The organism is Synechococcus sp. BMK-MC-1 (genome assembly GCF_014279955.1).
In the GTDB taxonomy this organism is placed as follows: domain Bacteria; phylum Cyanobacteriota; class Cyanobacteriia; order PCC-6307; family Cyanobiaceae; genus Synechococcus_C.
Genome location: NZ_CP047939.1, coordinates 421913 through 436839, shown reverse-complemented (window position 1 = coordinate 436839; position 14927 = coordinate 421913). Strand labels below are relative to the sequence as shown.

General features: G+C 58.1%; 13 protein-coding genes. 7 read left to right on the top strand and 6 right to left on the bottom strand.

The genetic code is table 11. The features are described from left to right. Nucleotides 1-135: 135 nt before the first annotated feature. Together psbA and SynBMKMC1_RS02235 are read left to right on the top strand one after the other, a co-directional pair. The gene (gene psbA, locus SynBMKMC1_RS02240; RefSeq protein ID WP_006040880.1) at nucleotides 136-1215 is read left to right on the top strand and encodes a photosystem II q(b) protein; all 1080 of its coding nucleotides are present in this window, start codon (nucleotides 136-138) and stop codon (nucleotides 1213-1215) included. 127 nt (nucleotides 1216-1342) lie between these two features. Next, on the top strand, nucleotides 1343-2218 hold the full coding sequence (locus SynBMKMC1_RS02235; RefSeq protein WP_186472576.1) for a bile acid:sodium symporter family protein: 876 nt from the start codon (nucleotides 1343-1345) through the stop codon (nucleotides 2216-2218). 9 nt (nucleotides 2219-2227) lie between these two features. Here SynBMKMC1_RS02235 and SynBMKMC1_RS02230 read toward each other — a convergent pair whose 3' ends face one another. The 3 genes from SynBMKMC1_RS02230 to SynBMKMC1_RS02220 are packed head-to-tail and all read right to left on the bottom strand — an operon-like array spanning nucleotide 2228 to nucleotide 5219. Further along, nucleotides 2228-3196, bottom strand: coding sequence for a glycine betaine ABC transporter substrate-binding protein (locus SynBMKMC1_RS02230; RefSeq protein ID WP_186472575.1), 969 nt, complete (start codon nucleotides 3194-3196; stop codon nucleotides 2228-2230). Continuing rightward, a complete protein-coding gene (locus tag SynBMKMC1_RS02225; RefSeq protein WP_186472574.1) occupies nucleotides 3193-4089 on the bottom strand; it encodes a proline/glycine betaine ABC transporter permease in 897 nt (298 codons plus the stop codon). Before SynBMKMC1_RS02225 ends, SynBMKMC1_RS02230 begins: the two co-directional genes overlap by 4 nt. Then, nucleotides 4089-5219: a glycine betaine/L-proline ABC transporter ATP-binding protein gene (locus tag SynBMKMC1_RS02220; protein ID WP_186473284.1), complete on the bottom strand. Its 1131-nt coding sequence runs from the start codon at nucleotides 5217-5219 to the stop codon at nucleotides 4089-4091. The genes SynBMKMC1_RS02225 and SynBMKMC1_RS02220 overlap by 1 nt, the downstream gene beginning before the upstream one ends. A gap of 313 nt (nucleotides 5220-5532) precedes the next feature. Between SynBMKMC1_RS02220 and SynBMKMC1_RS02215 the strand changes: the two genes are divergently transcribed. The 5 genes from SynBMKMC1_RS02215 to aroC all read left to right on the top strand — a co-directional run bounded on the left by SynBMKMC1_RS02215 (nucleotide 5533) and on the right by aroC (nucleotide 11724). Then, on the top strand, nucleotides 5533-6375 hold the full coding sequence (locus SynBMKMC1_RS02215) for a class I SAM-dependent methyltransferase (protein WP_186472573.1): 843 nt from the start codon (nucleotides 5533-5535) through the stop codon (nucleotides 6373-6375). 5 nt (nucleotides 6376-6380) lie between these two features. Beyond that, nucleotides 6381-7241: a cyclopropane-fatty-acyl-phospholipid synthase family protein gene (locus SynBMKMC1_RS02210; protein ID WP_186472572.1), complete on the top strand. Its 861-nt coding sequence runs from the start codon at nucleotides 6381-6383 to the stop codon at nucleotides 7239-7241. Then, the gene (locus SynBMKMC1_RS02205; RefSeq protein WP_186472571.1) at nucleotides 7241-7744 is read left to right on the top strand and encodes a cupin domain-containing protein; all 504 of its coding nucleotides are present in this window, start codon (nucleotides 7241-7243) and stop codon (nucleotides 7742-7744) included. Before SynBMKMC1_RS02210 ends, SynBMKMC1_RS02205 begins: the two co-directional genes overlap by 1 nt. A 123-nt stretch (nucleotides 7745-7867) precedes the next feature. Beyond that, complete coding sequence (locus SynBMKMC1_RS02200; protein ID WP_186472570.1) at nucleotides 7868-10279, top strand: 5'-nucleotidase C-terminal domain-containing protein; 2412 nt, start codon at nucleotides 7868-7870, stop codon at nucleotides 10277-10279. A 356-nt stretch (nucleotides 10280-10635) separates the two neighbouring features. Then, on the top strand, nucleotides 10636-11724 hold the full coding sequence (gene aroC / locus SynBMKMC1_RS02195; RefSeq protein ID WP_186472569.1) for a chorismate synthase: 1089 nt from the start codon (nucleotides 10636-10638) through the stop codon (nucleotides 11722-11724). 16 nt (nucleotides 11725-11740) lie between these two features. On the opposite strand, the gene SynBMKMC1_RS02190 is transcribed toward aroC, so the two are convergent. From SynBMKMC1_RS02190 to ftsH3, 3 genes are read right to left on the bottom strand one after another with little or no spacing between them, the layout of a single operon-like run. Further along, nucleotides 11741-12370: a hypothetical protein gene (locus SynBMKMC1_RS02190; protein WP_186472568.1), complete on the bottom strand. Its 630-nt coding sequence runs from the start codon at nucleotides 12368-12370 to the stop codon at nucleotides 11741-11743. Between the two features lie 43 nt (nucleotides 12371-12413). Further along, the gene (locus tag SynBMKMC1_RS02185) at nucleotides 12414-13016 is read right to left on the bottom strand and encodes a bifunctional 4-hydroxy-2-oxoglutarate aldolase/2-dehydro-3-deoxy-phosphogluconate aldolase (protein ID WP_186472567.1); all 603 of its coding nucleotides are present in this window, start codon (nucleotides 13014-13016) and stop codon (nucleotides 12414-12416) included. A 25-nt stretch (nucleotides 13017-13041) separates the two neighbouring features. Beyond that, complete coding sequence (ftsH3, locus tag SynBMKMC1_RS02180) at nucleotides 13042-14895, bottom strand: ATP-dependent zinc metalloprotease FtsH3 (RefSeq protein WP_186472566.1); 1854 nt, start codon at nucleotides 14893-14895, stop codon at nucleotides 13042-13044. Between the last annotated feature and the right edge of the window lie 32 nt (nucleotides 14896-14927).

Sequence of the window (14927 nt, the reverse complement as noted above, 5' to 3'; positions counted from 1 at the left end):
GGGGCGGAGCTCAACGCTTCTTCACAACGACTTCATAAAGCTCTCGACAACTTCCGCAATGTTGCTTTACACTCATGGTTGGCAGGGCATCCTGCCCTTCCGTAACCGCTCTTCGGAGCATTCTTTTCCGTTCTCATGACCACCACCATTCAGCAGCGCTCCGGCGCCAATGGCTGGCAGTCCTTCTGTGAGTGGGTCACCTCTACCAACAACCGCCTGTATGTGGGCTGGTTCGGTGTGCTGATGATCCCCACCCTGCTGGCTGCCACCACCTGCTTCATCGTTGCTTTCATCGCAGCGCCCCCCGTCGACATCGACGGCATCCGTGAGCCCGTCGCTGGCTCCCTGATCTACGGCAACAACATCATCTCCGGTGCTGTTGTGCCCTCCTCGAACGCCATCGGCCTTCACTTCTATCCCATCTGGGAAGCTGCTTCTCTCGACGAGTGGCTGTACAACGGCGGTCCTTACCAGCTGGTTGTCTTCCACTTCCTGATCGGCATCTTCTGCTACATGGGTCGCGAGTGGGAACTCTCCTACCGCCTCGGCATGCGCCCCTGGATCTGCGTTGCTTACAGCGCACCCGTGGCTGCTGCTTCCGCCGTGTTCCTGGTGTACCCCTTCGGTCAGGGTTCCTTCTCTGACGGCATGCCCCTCGGCATCTCCGGCACCTTCAACTTCATGCTGGTGTTCCAGGCAGAGCACAACATCCTGATGCACCCCTTCCACATGATGGGCGTCGCAGGTGTGTTCGGTGGCTCCCTGTTCTCCGCCATGCACGGCTCCCTGGTGACCTCCTCCCTGGTGCGTGAAACCACCGAGAGCGAGTCCCAGAACTACGGCTACAAGTTCGGCCAAGAGGAAGAGACCTACAACATCGTGGCTGCCCACGGTTACTTCGGTCGCCTGATCTTCCAATACGCCTCCTTCAACAACAGCCGCAGCCTTCACTTCTTCCTGGCTGCCTGGCCTGTGGTCGGCATTTGGTTCACTGCCCTGGGCGTCAGCACCATGGCTTTCAACCTGAACGGTTTCAACTTCAACCAGTCCATCCTTGATGGTCAGGGCCGCGTCCTGAACACCTGGGCTGATGTGCTGAACCGCGCCAACCTCGGCATGGAAGTGATGCACGAGCGCAACGCTCACAACTTCCCCCTCGACCTGGCTGCTGCTGAGTCCACTCCTGTGGCTCTGCAAGCACCCGCCATCGGCTGAGGCTGAAGTCTCCAAAAGATTCAGCGTCAGTTGAATCGGAAAGCCCCCTCTCACGAGGGGGCTTTTTGTTGCGACTCAACAACGGCGTTTAGCCTGCTGCACCTTTCACGCTTCGCGTCCGTCGACCTTGATCGAGCTCGTTCTCTCCATCGGCCTGGCTTTCATCATGCTGAGCCTGGGGCTGTCGCTCCAACCGGCTGATTTCAGCAGGGCTCTTGGTCAGCCCCGTGCGTTATTTGGCGGCGCATTGGCACAGCTTGTACTGCTGCCGCTTGTGGCCTTCAGTCTTCTGCGCTTGTTCGGACTGACTGGCGACCTTGCTTTGGGGGTCATGATTCTGAGCTGCTGCCCAGGTGGCATTACCTCCAATGTGATGACACGCCTGTCACGGGGTGATGTGGCCCTGTCGATCTCCTACACCGCACTGGCCAGCCTGGTAACAGCGGTCACCTTGCCTGTGGTTCTCAGCCTCACAGCACCGTTATTGCTTCCGAGCCCAAACCTCGAGCTCTCCATTCTCCCTCTCAGTCTCAAGGTATTTGCCATTTCCACCATGCCAGTGGTGATTGGAGTTTGGATCGCGCAGCAGGCCCCTGGCTTCTGCAAACGCAACAGGCAAAAAGCGGAGCGGCTCGCCAATCTGTTGTTCCTGCTGATCGTGGCCGGCACGTTGATCAGCCAATGGACCGTGTTTACAGGCAACCTGACAACGATTGGTCCAACCCTTCTGACGTTGAATCTGGTGATGCTGGCCATCGGACTGGGCCTCGGCCATCGTTTGAAGTTGTCGACGGAGCAGACCACCAGCTTGTCGATCGAAGCTGGATTTCAAAACGGCACTGTGGGCATCGTGGTGGGATCGTTGCTCGGGCCAGAGCTGATGCAGAGTCAGCTCAACAGCTTCAGCCTGCCGTCTGCCGTTTACGGCGTTCTGATGACCGTCACGATCATTCCCTTCATTGCCTGGAGACGCAGCATCCAACCGCTGACAACTCAATCCTGAGGCTGCCGATCACCCAGAAGCGATCTGCCCCGTTGTCCAGTAACGAACACGTGCGGGATGGGTCTCGAGGTAGTCGTCTACAGCACGTTCAGCTGATCGCTCATTGGCCTTGAGCAGCAGGTCCGACATCTCCTGGTCGGGGAGATGAAAACGGGTGAGGAAGGCAGCGACGTCAGGCGCCTCGACGTCAAGACTTGGCCGCCCCAGCGCATGAATCCACTCGATGCCCCCAAACACACGCTTCGGGTCGTCAAGAAAACGCAATTTGTAGCGAGCGAACATCCAATGCGGCATCCAGCTGGTCACGATCACCCACTGCTCTCTGCGGATGGCCTGGTCGAGCACCGCCGTCATCGCTGCACTGCTCGACGCCACCAAGTTCAGATCATTGAGTTGGTAACTCTTGAGTGCTTCTGCAGACGCTTGATTCAAACCTGACCCAGGATCAATCCCCTGAACACGGTTGTTGAAACGAGCGGCCAGCGCAGGGTTCTGCAGTTGCTGGATCGATGAAAGCTCGGCTTCAGGGACGTAGTCAGGAACCACCCAGCCCAGACGGCCGGCATACATCGACCCGAAATCAATCACACGCTCACGCACCCGTCGCCAGTAGTCACGGTGCGTCAACGGCAACCAAGCCATCAGCATCATGTCGAGATCACCGCGGGCGAGTGAGGCGTACTGAATGCCGATGTCGGCAAGCACGCGCTCGACCTCGATGTTGTAAGCCTGCTGAATCACCTTCTGTGCGATCAGGCTGATGACCTCAGCATCAGCCCATGGAGACCACCCCAGTCGCAAGGGGGATCCAATCGAGGCCGAGGTGGGTTGCGGTGATCGATCCGTCTCCGAGTTTCTGCCTTGGGATTTCGGCGTTGGCGGTTGGCTGAGGTTGACCAAGCTGGCCATCGAAGCACCGGCAAGCCCCAAACCTCCAAGCAACACCGCGCGTCGCCGCAAACGGTTGTGATCACTCATGACGACCTCCAGGGAGACATCCAGGCGCGCCAGCGCTGACGAAGGGGTTGTCCTTCACGGGCTGTGAAGCTCTGACTGAGACGGTCGAGGATCACAGCAAGGATCACGACAGCGATTCCACCCTCAAAACCGAGACCCACGTCGAGCTGCTGAATTCCACGCAACACCACATCGCCCAAACCGCCTCCGCCAATCATCGAAGCGATCACCACCATGGACAGGGCCAGCATGATCGTCTGGTTGACCCCGGTCATCACCGTTGGCAGCGCAGTCGGCATCTGAACTTTCCAGAGAAGCTGGCGTTCACTGCATCCAAAGGAGCGTCCTGCTTCGAGCAGATCAGCAGGGACCTGGGACAGCCCCAGCTGCGTTAACCGAACGACCGGAGGCATGGAAAAAATCAGTGTGGCCAGGATCGAAGGCACCGCACCCGTGCTGAACAGCATCACAGCAGGAATCAGATAAACGAAGGCCGGCATGGTCTGCATCAAGTCGAGGCAGGGCCTCACCACGCGCCAAACCGAGCGGTAGCGAGCCGAGAGGATTCCCAGGGGCAACCCGATCACGAGTGCCAGCAGCGAAGCCGTGATCACCAGAGCCAAGGTGGCGATCATCGCGTTCCAGAGCTGAAGAGAAAGCACAAGGTTGAGGCCGAGAAGCACGAAGAGCGCGAAGCCTCCGCTCACTCTCCAAAGACCAACCGCAGCCACAGCCCACGCGAGCAACCAAGCCGGAAGAGCGTCGAGAAGGATCTCGATGAAGGAGACCACGGCGAGGACCGAGACCTTGATCACATCAAAAGCACCCTGCGCATTGGCGAGTAGCCAGGCGACGATGACATCGACGCCTTGTCCGAGCCAACTGGCCTGATGGGCTGCTGCCAGAAGAGTCATCAACCCAATCCCTCCATCGATCTGAGCAGTTGATGGGCGCTGATCACACCGATCAATCGCTGCTGCGAATCCAGCACCGGCACTGGATCGGAACAAAGTGCCACCGCTTGAATCGCATCCTTGACGAGAGTCCCCGACTGCAGAGTGGTCGTTTCCGAGGCCTCAAGCCAACCCCGTTGCGCGCTGACCATCCCCAAGAACCGGCGCGTCGCATCCACCACGTACAAGCTCTCCTGAGATCGCTCAGGCCGAGGGTCACTGCTTTGAAGCACAAGCTCACGGCTGGGGGGCATCGCCACACGGTCGACGGTCAGCACCGCTGCCACATCCACATCCCTGAAGAAGCGCCTGACCTCCTCGCTAGCGGGTTGATGCAGCAGCGTCTCGGCCGTATCGCACTGAAGCAAACGCCCTCCTTGCATCAAAGCGATCCGATCCCCGATCCGGATGGCTTCATCAAGATCATGGGTGATGAACACAACGGTGCGGCGCTGCTCAGCCTGGAGATCGAGCAGCAGATCCTGCATGTCCACGCGAATCAAAGGGTCGAGCGCTGAGAAGGCCTCGTCCATCAGCAGGATCGGAGGGTCGAGCGCCAGCGCTCGGGCCAGGCCAACACGCTGTTGCATGCCTCCAGAGAGTTGCGCGGGTCGCTTGCGCAATTCCTGGGCCAGTCCAACTCGCTCCAGCGCCTCGATCGCTCGGGCTTGCCGAACCTTGCGGGGCACGCCTGCCACCTCAAGACCGAACGCTGCGTTGTCCAGAACGCTCCGATGGGGAAACAGCGCAAAGGATTGAAAAACCATGGCCATCTGATGCCGGCGCAACGCAGCCAGCTCGGAACGCGTCAACGCAGCCAGCGACCGCCCCTGCACCAAGACATCGCCGGCAGACGGTCGAATCAATCCATTCAGCAAGCGCAGCAAGGTGGACTTCCCCGAGCCAGACAAGCCCATCACGACAAAGATTTCGCCGCAGCGAATGTCGAGTGAGACATCCTGCACTGCGGCGCGAACACCCAGTTGCCGGTGGAGCTGTTCAGGATCTGCTCCTTCGCGCAGTTGATGGATCGCATCAGGAGATCCACCAAATATCTTCCAAACTGAATCAATGGAGATCTCTGATATCACTTCAGAGGCCTCGAGCACCTCATAGGCTTATAGCAAGAACGGGAAGGGGCGTAAGGGACACCAGCGCGAAAGCCATCAAAACGCACACATGTGCATCAGCAAAATCCACTGCGCCCCTTTGGTTTTCGCGAATCTGCGCATGATTCACGAACAAGCGATTTCACAAGAACACTGACAGCAATGCACGTCATGGTTAGGTTGCAGATGGAGCGAGAATCTTGTTCATCGTTCACATCAATGGTGTTGCGTGCTCTGCAGTCGAAGGATCTGCGGCCCCGCTGCCATCTCCAGTGCAGTCAAGAGCGAATTCGGCATGACCTCAACCAAGAGCCACCCTTCAGCGGAGTCCGGTGATGCTCAGCGCTTCGGTGAGACCCCAGAAAGCGTGAGGGAAACCGACCATTACCAGCAGGAGTACATCGAGCAATTTGCTGATCGCTGGGATCGTCTGATCGATTGGCAAGCTCGGGAGGAAGCGGAAGGGGATTTCTTCGTGAAGCTGCTGCGGGAGCATGGAGCCAAGTCCGTGCTGGACGTGGCCACGGGCACCGGGTTTCATTCCGTGCGCCTGCTGCGCGAAGGCTTTGAGGTGGTGAGCGTGGATGGGAGCCCGAACATGCTGGCCCGGGCCTTCAAAAATGCCCGCAGTCGCGATCTGTTGATGCGCACGGTTCACGCCGACTGGCGTTTTCTGAACCGCGACATCCATGGCGAATACGACGCTGTGATCTGCCTGGGCAATTCATTCACCCATCTGTTCCGGGAACGGGATCGGCGCAAAGCCCTGGCGGAGTACTACGCCGTGCTCAAGCACAACGGCGTCTTGATTCTTGACCATCGCAATTACGACAGGCTCCTGGAAGGAACGTCCACCAGCGGCAAAAGCAACGTGTATTGCGGCAAAGATGTGGAGGTTGGCCCTGAGCACGTGGATGACGGACTCGCCCGCTTCCGCTACGCCTTCAGCGATGGGAGCACGTATCACCTCAACATGTTCCCCTTGCGTCATGGCTACGTGCGCAGGCTGATGCGCGAGGTGGGCTTCCAGCGCATCACCACCTACGGCGACTACCAACGCGGCCACGACGACCCTGATTTCTACGTGCATATGGCCGAGAAGGAATATCTCTTCGACACCGATGTGACCGCCATTTAAATCCCATGACGCAAAGCACCTACTCCAATGCCGCGGCCACCGCTGCCAGCTACTACGACAGCACCGATGCCGACCACTTCTATGCCGACATCTGGGGAGGCGAGGACATCCACATCGGCTTGTATGCCGAAGCCGATGAAGCCATCGCCGCGGCCAGCCGGCGCACGGTCGACACCCTGATCGACTTGATTGGCAGTGAAGGGCTCGGCGATGGACAAGCTGAGTGTCTTGTGGTGGATTTTGGCTCTGGCTACGGAGGCGCCGCTCGCCGTCTCTGCCAACGTCCCAACGTGAAGGTTGAAGCCATCAATATCTCCGCCGTTGAGAATGATCGTCATCGGCTTCTCAACCGCGAAGCCGGTGTCGACCAGAGCATCACCGTTCACAACGCCTCCTTCGAAGCAGTCCCTCTGGCCGATGGCTGTGCCGATGTGATCTGGAGCCAGGACGCCATCCTGCACTCAGGCGATCGTCAGACCGTGCTGCATGAGGCGTCGCGCTTGCTCAAGCCTGGCGGAGTGATGGTGATGACCGATCCCATGGCCGCCGATGGCGTTGCGGCCAAGTCGCTCTCGGCGATCCTGAAGCGAATCCACCTGCAAGACCTGGGCTCCCCTGAACGCTACAAAAGCTGGGCCGACGCCGCTGGCCTGGAGCGGACCCACTGGATCGACCGCACCCCGATGCTGATCAGGCACTACAGCCGCGTGCGTGAAGAGCTCAAGCAACGCCATGCGCTTCTGAGCCGCACCATCAGTGCCGACTATCTCGAGCGCATGGATGCGGGCCTCGGCCACTGGGTGGAAGGGGGCCAGGCCGGCCGGCTGTGTTGGGGCCTGATGCGCTTCCGCAAACCCCTGCACTGATGGACACACCTGACAGCCAAACGCAGTCGTCCGACCACAGCCCGCGCGAGGTGGTGGATCAGCTCATCAACGCGTGGAATCTCCTTCCCCATCCAGAGGGGGGCTGGTATCGGGAAATGCACCGCAGTCCTGAACAGGTCACCCGCAGCGACGGCGCGCAGCGCAGCAGCATCACCGCCATCCTCTTTCTCCTGGACGCCGGATCCAAAAGTTGCTGGCATGCCGTGCACGGTGCCGACGAGATCTGGATCCATTTGCAGGGTTCACCCCTGAGCCTCTGGACGCTTGAGCCGGAGGGCAGCAAAGCCGTCCAACACGTTCTGTCGCTCCACCACCCCTTACACGTGGCTCCTGCGGGTCACTGGCAGGCAGCCCGCACGGAAGGGCAGTACAGCCTGGTGAGCTGCTGCGTTGGGCCAGGATTTCAGTTCGAGGATTTCGAAATGCTGAAATCAAGACCACCGCAGCAGCATCCACCCGGGGCGCTAGCGGATCTGCTTTAGGGAACGACGAAGGGCAATCAGCCAACACGGCTGCATCAGCCATTACATTCAAGCGAATCGCTTGACACACTCAACATTAAAAGACATTCATACGTTGAGTGGGTGTGTTGCATGCTGCGACAAATGGCATTCGATTTGCGTTTGATCTACGCCTCAGATCTTGAAGGTGGATCAACAACAACTCTCAACAACGCAATTTATTTTGCCGCGATCACCGAAGCGCTAAAAGGTGATGCGCGAGCCAACTTGCTTTTGTCAGCAGGTGACAATTACATTCCGGGACCGTTCTACAACGCAGGGGGAATTCGTTCGGCAATTCGCGACAGTGGAATTCTGAACGATGTCTACAACCAGTTGTTCGGGCTGAGCGCGAACGGTTATGACAGCCTGCGCGAGCTTCCCGGCGTCGTTGACATCGCAATCATGAATGCCATTGGCTTCGATGCCAGTGCCGTTGGTAACCATGAATTTGATGCAGGCTCTTCCGCCTTCGAAGACCTCATTGCACAGGGTGCCAGAGATCCTGAAGGCCCCCCGGGAGACCGCTATGTGGGAACACTCTTTCCCTACCTGTCGGCCAATCTCGACTTCTCAGGAGATGGGCTCGCCGGACTCTTCGAAGACCAGATCGTTGATGCTACGGCCGGTGCAGGGGCACGAACAATTGCTCCTGCTGTGACCTTCGATCTGACCGATGACAACGGGAGCACATCCAAAGTTGGAGTGATCGGGGCAACGACGCCGGTGCTCAGCACCATCACATCCCCCGGGGGGGTCGTCGCTGAGGGTACCGGAGGTCTCGAGACCTATCCGCAAACCCCGGAAGAGCTCGAGCGCGTCGTCGCAGACCTCGCCAGTGTTCTTCAACCCGTTGTTGACGCCCTGATCGCCGAAGGTGTGAACAAGGTGGTGATGGTGACTCACCTCCAGCAGAGCCAGATGGAGCAACTGCTCATTCAACGGCTGCGCGGTGTCGATGTGATGGTGGCTGGAGGTTCGGGAGCATCATTTTTTGATGATGGCTCCACCACCAGCACAGAGGATGATGTCTTCGCAACGCAAAACGCTGATGGAGATCCTGCCTATGTGGTGTCGGTTCCAGGTCTGTACTCAAAGGTCGGCGTTGTTGATCTCCAGTTCGACAACAATGGCATTCCCAGCATTGTGAGGGCCAGAGGCCTCGAATCAACCCAAGACACTGTCAATGCTGTGGGTGGTGACCTCAACGGCCAGGCTGCGTCTCTCGTCAGCGACTTGGTGGAAGCAGTACAAGATGTGGTGTTCGAAAAAGACCAAATCATCTATGGCTATACCGACACGTATCTCCAGGGCAATCGAGCATTCATCCGCACCGAGGAGACCAATTTCGGCAATCTTGCCGCCGATTCACAACTCTGGAAGGCCCAGCAAATTGATCCAGAGATCACAGTTTCGCTGAAGAATGGCGGCGGTCTGCGCGCGGCCATCGGCGACATCGGAGGCACTGCAGAGAATCCAGTGCTTCTGCCACCACGAGCACGCACCATCGCAGAGGACGGCTACTTCAAGCCGGAGGGCGCGATCTCCCAACTCGACCTCGAGAACACCCTGCGATTCAACAATGATCTCGTCGTTGTTGAAACAACTGCAGCGGGCCTACAGGCATTGATGGAACATGCCATCTCGGCAAGTGCAACGGGAAACACCCCAGGACAGTTCGCTCAGATCGGCGGCATGCGTCTGCAGTTTGACTACGAGCAGGATTATTCCGACGCACCAGGCAGGCAACGCATTCGTTCACTCGTCATCACCGGAGAAAACGATTCCATCATCGACGTCATCATCCAGGATGGCGAACTGCAAGGAAGTCCGGATCGTCCAATCAAGATGGTCACCCTTGATTTCCTGGCCAATAATGATGGCGACAGCTATCCATTCAGCGAAGTCGCCAGTTCGATCACCAATCTGCAAATCAACGGAAATGATGTTAGCGAGCAAGTTGCACTCGCTGAGTATCTCCAAGCTTTCTACGGCACTCCAGAAACGGCCTTCAACATTGCTGAAACCAGCGTCGAGAATGATCTGAGGATCATCAACAATGGTCGCGGCAACCGCAACACGATCCTGAACGATGCGCCAATCGAATTGAGAGCGGATCTTTGGGTTGATCAAGTGACAGGCCAGCATCTTTATGTCACGACTCGCCAAGAGGGATCAAGCCTCCTTGGCAACCCGAACTGGGAGCAATCTCAGGAGAGCATTAATTGGCTTTCAAGCGGAGACGAAAGTTCCACATTGTCAAATATCAATCGCCTTTACAACCCCGAAAGCGGAGATCACCTGTACACCATTAACCCCACCGAGACAACACTTGCCTTAAACGAACTTGGCTATGTGCTTGAAGGTGTTGTTGGACGTGCTTACAGCACGCCAACAGAGGGAGCGGATGCGATTTATCGCTTCTACAACCAAGGGATCGGCACCCACGCTTTCGGCGAAAGCCCAAGCAGTTTCGGCGAAGGCTGGACCAATGAAGGGATTGCCCTCTTCTCCTGATCAAAGTTCAAATGAGAACCAAGCCCGGGCTTTTTGCCTGGGCTTTTTTATGCGGTATAAAACAAGGCTCTGCCCCAGCAGTGCAAATCAAGCCCCGCTTATCTCCAATATCAAAACAAATAAACGCCTTGCTAAATTAACCCTACAAACGCAATTTTTAACATCTTTGCATCAAAATAAATCTTGCTTCGTATGCAATCAGACGCCAAATAATAATATCCACATCACACCAAAATCGCAACATTGCCAAATTTGACGCCTTGAGCCATCGATGGTTGCGACCGACCGTGCCACAAGCCATTGGTTTGTGGAATGGGCAACGTACTGATTACGCTCTTCATCAACGAGTTGGTTCCATGGGCAGCAGTTTCGGCACCCTGTTTCGCATCAGCACCTTCGGCGAGTCCCACGGCGGCGGCGTGGGGGTGATTCTGGAAGGCTGCCCGCCAAGACTGAAGCTTGACCCACTGGCGATTCAGGCAGAACTGGATCGGAGACGCCCTGGGCAAAGCAAGATCACCACACCCCGCAAAGAAGCCGACCAAGTGGAGATCCTCAGCGGTGTGATGGATGGGCTCACCCTTGGCACACCGATCGCCATGGTGGTGCGCAACAAAGATCAACGCCCGCAGGATTACAAAGAGGTGGAGGTGGCCTTCCGCCCCTCCCATGCGGATGCCACTTATCAAGCGAAATATGGGATTCAGGCCCGCAGTGGTGGGGGGAGAGCCTCAGCCCGGGAAACCATCGGACGGGTGGCGGCTGGAGCCATTGCCCGGCAGATGCTGCAGCGATCCCATGGCACTGACGTTGTCGCCTGGGTGAAGCGGATCCACGATCTCGAAGCCCAGGTGGATGCCAGCAGCGTGACGCGTGACGCTGTGGACGCCAACATCGTGCGTTGCCCAGACGCGGAGATGGCTGATCGCATGATCGAGCGGATCGAAGCGATCGGACAGGACGGCGACTCCTGCGGTGGCGTGATCGAATGCATCGTCCGCCAGCCACCTATGGGGCTGGGGATGCCGGTGTTCGACAAGTTGGAAGCGGATCTGGCCAAAGCGGTGATGTCTCTGCCTGCCACCAAGGGCTTCGAAATCGGCTCAGGCTTTGCGGGCACCTTGCTCAAAGGGAGTGAACACAATGATGCGTTTCTCCCCAGTGACGACGGACGGTTGCGCACAGCCTCCAACAATTCCGGTGGAATCCAAGGGGGAATCAGCAACGGTGAGCCCATCGTGATCCGCGTGGCCTTCAAGCCAACCGCAACGATCCGCAAGGAGCAGCAGACGATCAATGACCGTGGCGAAGCCACCACCCTGGCCGCCAAAGGGAGACATGACCCCTGCGTTCTGCCCAGGGCCGTCCCCATGGTGGAAGCGATGGTGAATCTTGTTCTGGCCGATCATCTGCTGAGACAGCAGGGCCAGTGCAGTTTGTGGTGAAGGATCGCAGGAGCGCTTAGCTCCGGGCCGGCGAATGGATGCCATCGGTGCTGACCAGCTGGGCTGCGGCCTTGGCCATCCGTCCGGCCACGGTGCCTGATGCCACCGATGCCTGCGTGCGTTTGCGTGCCCTTTTGGCCGGCCGGGGCTTGGGAGCGGTCGCTGGCGACGCTTTTGCAGCCGTTTTCGCTGAAGCCTGCTTCTTGGCTGCTGCTGGTTTGACGGCTGCTGGTTTAACGGTTGCTGGCTTGGCAGCTGCTGACTTAGCGGTCGATTTCGTTGCAGCCTTGGCAGACCTGGAGGATGGAGCCTTCTTGGATGCAGTGGCCGGCTTCTTGCGAGCCGGTTTGACCGACGCGGCTCGGTTGCGATGGCTCAGCACCATGACCCACTCCTCATCGGTTAAAGACGAGGGCTTGCTGCCATGGGCGTTGGCAAGCTTGGCTGCTTTTTCAATGTCTTTGATCAGATTCACCCAGGAGGTTGCGAACCGCTTGTCGGATTGCGAACGAGCACCGCTTTCAACCAGCGTTTCCACAACCCCTGCGGCCGTGACCTTTTTGCGACGTCGGTTGAAGATCTCTTTCTGAAGCTGAGCGACGAGAGCATCAGCTTTGTCGCTCAGCTTGATGGATAACTGAGACATCAGGGCAAAACATCTCTCTCATCTGTAGCAGATGAGTCTCAGATCATCCAGTAAGCCATGGCGTCATGCCCGGATCGAGGGCATCGTCAACAAACACGGTGCGGCCGAGGGCAATGGCGTTGTAACCGGCCTCCAACCAAGGAACCAGATCGGTGCATCGCAATCCCCCGGCAGCAATCATGAACGGCAGTTCACCCATCGGGACTGCGATCTGACGCCGATAGTCGACGCCCAAGACGGATGCAGGAAAAAGCTTCACCAGGCTGCAGCCCAGTGCTTGCGCTGATCGAATTTCAGAAGGGGTCATCACCCCTGGCACCAGAACACAGTCCAACGTGCGCGCCTTGGATTGCAACGCCGGATCCAGAAGGGGAGACATGGCATAGCCAAGACCTAGATCGGCGACCTCCTGCAGCGCAGGCAATGTAGACACCGACGCAGCACCCAGCCTGAGCTTGGGGTAACGCTCCCTGATCGCTTCCACCAGTGCGGGCCAGCGGGGATGGGCCGCCCAGGCGAGCTCAACATGCAAAACACCCGCCGTGACCAGCTGATCCAGCTGATGGCACAAGCGGGTGTTGTCGAATGGGGTTTGGTAATCACTGGAGTCCGGTCGCATGACGACCAGAAGGGGCTGATCGGTCAACGACCTGATCAGCCGCTCCGAGGGATCAGACGTATTCAGCAACTCGAACGTCACTATGAATCAGCAGTTCCTGAAGCTGTTCGGCGTCGACCGTCTCCTGTTCAACAAGCATCTCAGCGAGCTCATCGAGAACACTGCGGTTGCCAACGAGCACCTTGGTTGCGCGCTTGTAGGCAACATCCACGAGTTCAGAAACCTCCTCGTCGATGGTGGCCGCCGTGTCTTCAGAGAAATCGCGTTCAGCAGCGATATCCCGACCCAGGAACATTCCACCTTGGGATCGGCCCAAGGCCACCGGACCAAGCTTGTCGCTCATGCCGAAACGCGTCACCATCTGACGCGCCACCTGGGCGACCTGCTGAAGATCGTTGGAGGCTCCGGTTGTGACCTCGTCTTCGCCGTAGACAATTTCCTCGGCCACACGACCACCAAGGGCCACAGCCATCTGATTTTGAAGGTAGGTGCGTGAATACAGCCCCGACTCCATCCGCTCTTCGCTGGGGGTGAAGAACGTCAGTCCACCAGCATTGCCGCGGGGAATGATCGAAATCTTCTGAACCGGATCGTAATCAGGCATCAGCGCCCCCACCAGGGCGTGACCGGCTTCGTGATAAGCCACCAGGCGTTTGCGACGCTCGCTCATCACACGATCTTTTTTCTCAGGGCCGGCCATCACCCGTTCGATGGCATCGCTGATTTCATCGTTGCTCACCTCACTGAGATCTCGGCGGGCCGCAAGAATGGCGGCCTCATTCAAGAGATTGGAAAGATCAGCACCGGTGTAGCCGGGCGTGCGGCGAGCCACTTTGTCGAGATCGACATCCTTCGACAGCGTCTTGCCTCGGGCATGAACGTTGAGGATCTGCAGACGCCCGGCGTAGTCAGGGCGGTCCACGACAACCTGACGGTCGAAACGACCAGGACGCATCAACGCAGCATCCAGCACATCAGGACGGTTGGTGGCAGCCACGATGATGATTCCGGTATTGCCCTCGAAACCATCCATTTCAGTGAGCAGCTGGTTCAGCGTCTGCTCACGCTCATCGTTGCCACCACCGAGACCAGCACCCCGCTGACGTCCAACAGCATCGATCTCGTCGATGAAGACGATGCAAGGAGCATTTTTCTTGGCCTGCTCAAACAGATCACGGACGCGGCTGGCTCCGACACCCACGAACATTTCCACAAACTCCGAGCCGGAGATGGAGAAGAAAGGAACACCGGCCTCACCAGCCACGGCCTTGGCAAGCAGGGTCTTGCCGGTTCCAGGAGGGCCAACGAGCAAGACACCCTTCGGGATCTTGGCGCCAACAGCAGTGAAGCGATCAGGGTTCTTGAGGAAATCCACCACCTCAGTGAGTTCAAGCTTGGCGCCCTCAATTCCGGCCACATCCCCAAAGGTGATCTGGGTGGAAGGCTCCATCTGAACGCGAGCCTTGCTCTTCCCGAAATTCATGGCCGGGTTTCCGCCGCCACCGCCACCGGACTGGGCCCGACGGAAGAGGAAGAACAGGCCTCCCAGCAGCAGCAGAGGGAAGATCAAGCTCGAAGCGGCTTGCTGCCAAGCCCCGGGTTGCCTGGACGGCTGCACCGCAATGTCCACGTTGTGATCCGTGAGCATCTTGAGCAGATCCTTATCCGGAGCCAGATTCACTTCGGAACGACGGCCATCGGTTGCCACAACCGAAGCGGTTCCGCGATCGGGAGACAGCAGAACGCGACTGACCTGGTCTTCCTGAACCTGCTCAACGAAATCGCTGTAACGGAGATTCTGAGCGGTCGATGCGGGATCGGGACGATCGAGGAAGGCCGTTCCGACCACGATCACCACGACCACTAAAAGGACATACAGCCCTACGTTGCGCCAGCGCTTGTTCAAGGTTTTTTGCCTGGGATGAAGGAATGTTAATG

Coding starts and splice junctions, on each gene's coding strand:
- psbA (WP_006040880.1), top strand. CDS start 136: ATGACCACCACCATTCAGCAGCGCTCCGGCGCCAATGGCTGGCAGTCC.
- SynBMKMC1_RS02230 (WP_186472575.1), bottom strand. CDS start 3,196: ATGAGTGATCACAACCGTTTGCGGCGACGCGCGGTGTTGCTTGGAGGT.
- SynBMKMC1_RS02225 (WP_186472574.1), bottom strand. CDS start 4,089: ATGACTCTTCTGGCAGCAGCCCATCAGGCCAGTTGGCTCGGACAAGGC.
- SynBMKMC1_RS02215 (WP_186472573.1), top strand. CDS start 5,533: ATGACCTCAACCAAGAGCCACCCTTCAGCGGAGTCCGGTGATGCTCAG.
- SynBMKMC1_RS02210 (WP_186472572.1), top strand. CDS start 6,381: ATGACGCAAAGCACCTACTCCAATGCCGCGGCCACCGCTGCCAGCTAC.
- SynBMKMC1_RS02205 (WP_186472571.1), top strand. CDS start 7,241: ATGGACACACCTGACAGCCAAACGCAGTCGTCCGACCACAGCCCGCGC.
- SynBMKMC1_RS02200 (WP_186472570.1), top strand. CDS start 7,868: ATGGCATTCGATTTGCGTTTGATCTACGCCTCAGATCTTGAAGGTGGA.
- aroC (WP_186472569.1), top strand. CDS start 10,636: ATGGGCAGCAGTTTCGGCACCCTGTTTCGCATCAGCACCTTCGGCGAG.
- SynBMKMC1_RS02190 (WP_186472568.1), bottom strand. CDS start 12,370: ATGTCTCAGTTATCCATCAAGCTGAGCGACAAAGCTGATGCTCTCGTC.